Annotated in this window: 5 protein-coding genes; 4 read left to right on the plus strand and 1 reads right to left on the minus strand. The window is 40.9% G+C overall.

Annotated features, from left to right (window positions below; genetic code table 11):
- Positions 1-183 precede the first annotated feature (183 nt).
- Positions 184-1746, plus strand: a complete 1563-nt coding sequence (locus tag MED121_RS23205; RefSeq protein WP_009836247.1) for a hypothetical protein — start codon at positions 184-186, stop codon at positions 1744-1746.
- A 10-nt stretch (positions 1747-1756) separates the two neighbouring features.
- On the opposite strand, the gene MED121_RS23210 is transcribed toward MED121_RS23205, so the two are convergent.
- Complete coding sequence (locus MED121_RS23210) at positions 1757-2215, minus strand: regulatory protein RecX (RefSeq protein ID WP_009836248.1); 459 nt, start codon at positions 2213-2215, stop codon at positions 1757-1759.
- A 210-nt stretch (positions 2216-2425) separates the two neighbouring features.
- Between MED121_RS23210 and alr the strand changes: the two genes are divergently transcribed.
- The 3 genes from alr to MED121_RS23225 form a co-directional block, all read left to right on the plus strand.
- Complete coding sequence (alr, locus tag MED121_RS23215; RefSeq protein ID WP_009836249.1) at positions 2426-3505, plus strand: alanine racemase; 1080 nt, start codon at positions 2426-2428, stop codon at positions 3503-3505.
- Positions 3506-3775: 270 nt separating this feature from the next.
- Positions 3776-6391, plus strand: a complete 2616-nt coding sequence (alaS, locus tag MED121_RS23220; protein ID WP_009836250.1) for an alanine--tRNA ligase — start codon at positions 3776-3778, stop codon at positions 6389-6391.
- A gap of 45 nt (positions 6392-6436) precedes the next feature.
- Positions 6437-7630 (plus strand): aspartate kinase (locus tag MED121_RS23225; protein WP_009836251.1); only part of this gene is annotated, 1194 nt, incomplete at its 3' end.

The following is a 7630-nucleotide window of genomic DNA, read 5'->3' on the forward strand; positions in this document are numbered from 1 at the left end:
ATCTCTTTTTCAATAAAAAAAACGGTCACTTTTATGCAGTGGCCGTTTTTTTATGCCTTTTTATATCATTCACTCATTTCTTTATATGTGTGTTTTATTTACAGATGATCTATTTTTTATTATTAGCTAAACCATTAATATAAATAGTGCTTTTAAATAAAACCCGATGGAAGTGGTTCGTTAATGACGACATTAATTTTGATTTTGAGCTCGCTTGTTCTTTGGTCTGCAGTGTTTTTTATCTATGCACTCTGGAGTTATATTCTGGCAAAGAAAAAAGCAGAACAAGAGCCAGAAGACAAAGGTGAAGTAGAACCTCAGTCTGATGAGGAGTCTGTGGTAGAGGAGCAGGAGTCTGTTACTGATACCTCTAAGGCGGTACTTGCGTTAATAGAGCAGCAGCAAGGCATTGTTGAAGAGCTTATATCTGTTTGTCCAGAAAGGGATCAGTTGCGCTTCTCTATGCTTGAATGTTGGTCATTATTTCTGTCATTAGAATTTAAACTAATTAGTAAACAAATCACCTCAGCAGAAGCGATTAGTGAGTTAGAGAAATTTATTCCTTTAACTCAAGAGGCTGGCTTCTCTCAAATGATGGAAGTGCTGGTAAAAAAAATATCCGCCCAGAGAAGTTTATCCCAGGCCATTAATAAGGATATAGAAAGAAAAAATCAGCTGTTACAAGCCAAAATGAATGTTAACTCAGAACTGAATGAAAAATTTAGTCGCATGAAAGCTGAACTAGATGCTGAGCATGAAATAGATGAAAGTTTGTCAGAAATGCGGATTGAATTGGCACAAGCTTATCAGTTAGAGAATACGATCAAAACAAAGTTAACGGCGATTAAAGAAGCGCCTGAAGAGGTTTCTGAAGAGTATCAATTGGCATTGGAGCTATTTTTAAATAGTAGTGAATTGGATGATTTTATTGTTCCAATTCAAAATGAATTTGATGGCAAAATTGAAGAGCTAAAATCGATAGCAGAGTATCAAGCCAAAACGATAAGAGACTTGAAGGCACTATTAAAAGATTCTGCTGGAAAAGGCGCTGACAAGTTTGATGTTGAATATGACATTGTGGTCGCGCGATTAGAAAAAAGCTTATCCGATAAAAAGCATATCTTATCCCGATTAGAGCTAAAGCTTGATAGTTTACAGATGGTGAAGTATCAGTTAACGAATGATGCGAAGACACAAGAGCGTTTGGTTAATGAAAGGAATTATGAGCTAGAGCTGTTAAGTCAAAATGGAGGTGAATTAGCGAATATGCAAAATATTTTCTCTCAAAAAGAAGATAGCTTGAATAATATGACGAAACACCTTGATGCAGCGCCTTTAACGGGTGAGTCTCAAGCTTATGCAAATGAATTAACCGATAAGGTGAGTGCCTTCAAAGCTATGATGAATGAGTCTGAATTATTCGTGGAAATGTTGGAATTAGATTTAGATGCAGAACAAAAGAAGAGTGCAGAATTACAGACTCGATTAGCAGAATTATCTGACTATGTGATGCAGCAAAGCCTAAGGGTTGATGCTGTAAATCATCAAGACTCTTCGCAACTTGAAGAGGCAAATGCGGAACTGGCGCTCGAAATAAGCACCATGAAGAAGGAATATGAAAGGAGCCGCTCTTCAGATGAGTCTGTTTCTTTACAGAAAAAAATCACTGAACTTGATACAAAAATAGAACGTATGAAAATGGAATATGCTCAAATGGAAGACCAGTTTCTTTCTTCCTTACTGTAGCCTTTCAAACTTAGAGGTTATGGCTATCTTCTTGAATAGCGTAATTGATCTGATCTGAAGTAAAGCCACGATACTGCAGATAACGATATTGTTTGGCGCGAGTCTTATAGTCATTAGATACAGTATCACCAAATTTTGCACGTTTTAGGGTGTAAGCCAGTTCAAACCAATCAACCTCAAGTAGGTTAAAACTCGCTTCCATTAAGTCTGTGTTTATCCCTTTTTGCCTTAGTTCAGCGGTGATTCGCATCTTTCCATAGCCTTTTTGTTGGCGAAAGTGGATAAAAGACTCACAAAACCTTTGGTCACTTTGATAATTATCTGTAATAAGTTGTAGGAGGATGTTTTCAATTTCTTCGGCTTGCTCCTTGAATCGTGAGGCAAGTTTTTGTCTAAGTTCAAATTGACTATGTTCTCTGCGTGCTAGCATGTTGAGCGCAGATTCTCTGATTTGTATTAGAATGTCCATGATAAACGAGCCTAGTCTTTATTGGTTCCCATATTACAGTAGATGCTCGCTCTTATGAAATCCTAATAAGGGTGAAAAAACTATATATGTTTATTAATATGGTTTTATCATCTCAATTTTTATCTTTTAAAAGAATATATATCTATTAAATCTATGTAAAAATAGTTTTGTCTACTTTGATTGTAATTCTGTTCATAAATGAGGTGAAAGATGGCTCGGCCTTTAACGGCGCATATTGATCTTGCTGCAATAAAGCATAATTATCTATTGGCTAAAAAATTGCAGCCAAACACAAAAGCATTTGCCGTTGTAAAAGCAAATGCATATGGTCATGGTGCTGTAGAGGTAGCTAAATATCTTGATGATATCGTTGATGCTTTTGCCGTTGCTGCTATTGAAGAAGCTATAGAGCTTAGAGAGGCGGGTGTCTCATCTCCTATTCTCTTGCTCGAAGGTGTGTTTGAATCCGCTGAATGGCAAGTGTGTGAAAACCATAACTTTTGGGTGGCAATTGAAAATCAAACTCAATTGACTGATTTCATCGCTGCTAATATTCAGATTGATAAAGTCTTTTTGAAACTAGACTCTGGTATGCACCGTTTAGGTGTTCAGCCGTCTTCTGCAGATAAGTTTATTGAGTTACTTGAGCATAACCCAAATGTTGGTGAGGTCGTTTTGATGACTCACTTTTCCAGTGCTGATGACCTTGATAGCCCTGCCACATCCGAACAGCTTGCTGTATTTGACCAAGTACATCGCCAATTTTCTCAGTTAGATGTAAGTGTTGCCAATTCAGCAGCAACACTTAAGTGGCAGTTACCAGAAGGGGGATGGATACGCCCAGGTATTATGCTTTATGGGATTTCACCATTCGACGAAATCAGTGCTCAAGAGTTAGGTTTGAAACCTGCTATGACGCTTACCAGTAAAATCATCTCCCTCAGGGAAGTAAAGGATGGTGAGGCGGTAGGTTATGCTAGGGCTTACGTCGCAAAAGGGCAGCGTCAAATTGCAACTGTTGCTGTCGGTTATGGTGATGGTTACCCGCGAATGGCTAATCATCAAACACCTGTGTTAGTGGAACAGGCTATGTGTTGTCTGTCCGGTCGTGTGTCTATGGATATGATTACGTTAGATGTCACTGAACTTGGTGAAACTCAGGTGGGGGATGAGGTCATCTTGTGGGGAGAGAAAAACCCAGTGGAAGATGTTGCCGCCCACTCTTCGACGATTGCCTATGAACTTGTTACACGCATGACTGGTCGTGCAAAACGTCAATATCATAGCTAATCTTGATTTTATCTTGAATTGTCTCACTGGCTTGTTAGCAGTGAGGCAGTTTTTTAGCCTGAAAAACCTGCCTTTTTAAGTCGTTCTTTCCAGTTATTGCTGTTAAATGTGTAATAATTGAAAAAAATCGCAAAAACACTCACTTTCTTTTGAAAGTCACTGTATTTTCCGTGTACTATTTTGTGCTTTTCTGTCCAAACTTTTTCTCTGTTTGAAGTCAGAGAAAACTAAATTTATCGCCCAAGAAACAATATAGAGTCTCCCCTGAAGATGAAGAGTTCAGAGCTACGCCAGTCATTTCTAAAATATTTCGAGAGTAAGCAACACCAAGTTGTTGATTCAAGTTCATTAATTCCAGGAAACGATCCAACCCTCTTGTTTACCAACGCAGGTATGGTTCAGTTTAAAGATGTTTTCCTTGGTATGGATGATCGTCCTTATACACGAGCGACGAGCTCTCAGCGTTGTGTGCGAGCCGGCGGTAAGCATAATGACCTTGAGAATGTTGGTTATACCGCACGTCACCACACCTTTTTTGAAATGCTGGGTAACTTCAGTTTTGGTGATTACTTTAAAGAAGATGCCATTCAATATGCTTGGGAATTTCTAACGCAAGTTTTGAAATTGCCAACAGAAAAGTTATTGGTAACAGTTTATGCCGATGATGATGAAGCTTGGGATATCTGGGCTAAAAAAATCGGCGTGCCTGAGGACCGTATTGTCCGCATTGGCGACAATAAAGGGGCGCGTTATGCTTCTGATAACTTTTGGCAAATGGGTGACACAGGTCCTTGTGGTCCTTGTACCGAAATTTTCTACGATCATGGTGAGCATATTTGGGGTGGGCCTCCAGGTTCTCCTGAAGAAGATGGCGACCGTTTTATCGAAATTTGGAATGTGGTCTTCATGCAATTCAATCGCGATGCAAATGGTGTTATGAATCCTCTACCTAAGCCTTCTGTTGATACCGGTATGGGGCTTGAGCGTATTGCTGCGATTTTGCAAGGTGTTCATAGTAACTATGAAATTGATATCTTCCAAAATCTGATTAAGGCTGCTGCTAAAGTGGTTGGTACTGATGATTTAGAAGCTCAATCTTTGCGAGTTATTGCAGATCACATTCGTTCTTGTAGTTTTATGATAGTGGATGGCATTGTGCCATCAAATGAAGGGCGTGGTTATGTATTGCGTCGTATTGTGCGCCGCGCTATTCGTCATGGTCATAAATTGGGGCAAAAACAGGCTTTTTTCAATACTTTAGTTGCTGATTTGGTTACTGAGATGGGGGATGCTTATCCAGATTTGGCAAAACTTGCGGATCGTATCCAGGCTATCTTGCTAAAAGAAGAAGAACAGTTTGCTAAAACGCTAGAGCAAGGTATGCGTATTCTTGATGATGCGATTGGTGAGCTAGGTGATAGTAAAATCATCTCAGGTGAAACTGTCTTTAAACTTTATGATACTTACGGCTTCCCTGCTGACTTGACCAATGATGTTGCTCGTGAACGTCATCTTGAAATAGATGAGAAAGGCTTTGAAAGGGCCATGGAAGAGCAGCGTAATCGTGCCCGTTCTGCTAGCCAATTTACCATGGATATGTCAGGTTCAATTGAAGCGGGTGATACAGAGTTTACAGGATATAGTCATCTAGTTGATGAGTGTGAAATAGAAGCCTTGATACTAGATGGTGAAAAAGTTGAAAGTCTAACAGCAGGTCAATCGGGTATTGTGATTTTGAAACAGACCCCTTTCTATGGTGAGTCTGGTGGCCAAGTCGGTGATCAAGGTTGGTTACGTGGTAATGGCGCATTTAGTGTGACTAATACGACCAAACAAGGAAAAACACACCTGCATCATGGTGAGTTACGTGAAGGTTCAATTACCTTGGGTGATAAGCTAACTGCGACTGTGGATGCAAGCCTTCGTGCTGCAACTGGCTTAAATCACTCTGCGACTCATTTAATGCATGAAGCGCTACGTCGTGTTGTGGGCGATCATGTTCATCAAAAAGGTTCTTTGTGTGATGCTGAGCGTTTACGTTTTGACTTCTCTCATTTTGAAGGGGTTACAGCGGCAGAAATTGAGCAAGTTGAAGATATGGTTAATGAGCAAATTCGCCTTAACCATGAAGTGCTTACTGAAGAAATGGATATCGAAAGTGCCAAAGAAAGAGGCGCAATGGCTCTATTTGGTGAGAAGTACGATAGTCAGGTACGTGTTTTGACTATGGGAAGTGAGTATTCCATTGAGCTTTGTGGTGGTACTCATGTTAAGCGTACTGGTGATATTGGTGTGTTTAAGATAGTTGCTGAAAGCGGTATCGCGGCTGGTGTACGTCGTATTGAAGCTATCACAGGTAAAGTTGCCATTGATTATAATCGAGCGACTGAAAAATCTGTGCAGCAAGTAGCGGCGCTTGTGAAGGGTAATAAAGAGAACATGATTGAGAAAGTGACTGCGCTTTCTGATCAAAATCGTGCTCTTCAAAAAGAGTTGGATGTTATTAAGGCAAAACTGGCTGCGCAAGCTGGCTCTGACCTAGCGTCACAAGCGGTGGATATTGATGGTGGCAAGTTATTAGTTGCCCAAGTTGATGTGGAAGATCCAAAAGCATTGCGTGACATGCTAGATGAGCTGAAGAGCAAGTTGGAATCAGCGGTAATTTTGTTGGCGAGTGTGAATGACTCAAAAGTCAGTCTCATCGCAGGTGTAACAAAAGAATTAACGAAAAAGGTAAAAGCTGGCGATCTGATTAAGATGGTAGCGCCTTTGGTTGACGGTCGTGGGGGCGGTCGACCAGATATGGCACAAGCTGGAGGTAATAATCCAGCAGGACTGCCAGAGGCGTTAGCATCTGTACAACCTTGGGTCGTGGCTAAATTGTAAAAAAATGCCTTAATTGGCAAATTATGTGGGTTTAAATAAAAAACTATGGCGTTGTTAGTTCAAAAATATGGCGGCACATCGGTAGGCTCTGTTGAGCGTATCGAGGCCGTAGCTGATCGAGTGCAAAGGCACCGTGAGCAAGGTGATGATGTAGTTGTTGTTGTCTCGGCGATGAGTGGCGAAACCAATCGTTTGGTTGCTCTGGCGAAGAGTATGCAGGAAGTACCAGATCAAAGAGAAATGGATGTGCTCTTGTCTACCGGCGAGCAAGTGACGATTGCGTTGCTATCAATGGCTCTTAAGAATCGTGGTTTAGATGCGCGTTCTTATACGGGTTCACAAGTGCGAATCACAACAGATAGTTCTCATGGTAAAGCGCGTATTCAAGAAATTGATACAGAAGCGATGCAGACAGATCTAGATGCGGGTCGTGTTGTCGTTGTAGCTGGATTCCAAGGTGCTGATGAGTTTGGCAATATTACGACTTTGGGTCGTGGTGGCTCGGATACGACAGGTGTTGCGTTAGCGGCAGCACTTAAGGCGGATGAGTGTCAAATTTATACGGATGTTGATGGCGTTTATACAACCGACCCTCGGGTTGTTGATAGTGCGCGTCGATTAGAAAAAATTACGTTCGAAGAAATGTTGGAGATGGCGAGCCTAGGTTCAAAAATTCTCCAAATTCGTTCGGTTGAGTTTGCTGGTAAGTATCAAGTGCCTTTACGTGTACTTTCTAGTTTTACAGAAGGTGAAGGCACATTGATTACTACTGAGGGGAATGAAGATATGGAACAACCAGCTGTTTCTGGTATAGCGTTTAACCGAGATGAAGCTAAATTGACTTTGCAAGGTGTGCCAGATATCCCTGGTATTGCCTCTAGAATTTTGGTGCCTATTAGTGATGCCAATATTGAAGTTGATATGATAGTGCAGAATGTCTCTGCTGATGGCACAACGGATTTTACCTTTACTGTTCACCGTAACGAGTTTGATCAAGCCATGGATATCCTTAAGGCTATTCAAGAAGAGCTGGGTGCTCGTGGTGTTGTAGGTGATGCTAAGATTGCTAAAGTCTCTATTGTTGGTGTTGGTATGCGCTCTCACGCTGGTGTAGCGAGTACTATGTTTAAGGCGCTTGCTGATGAGTCAATCAATATTCAGCTAATTTCGACATCCGAAATTAAGGTGTCTGTCATTATTGATGAGAAGTATATGGAGCTCGCTGTTCGCTCGTTGCAC

The organism is Marinomonas sp. MED121 (genome assembly GCF_000153025.1).
Lineage (GTDB): Bacteria > Pseudomonadota > Gammaproteobacteria > Pseudomonadales > Marinomonadaceae > Marinomonas.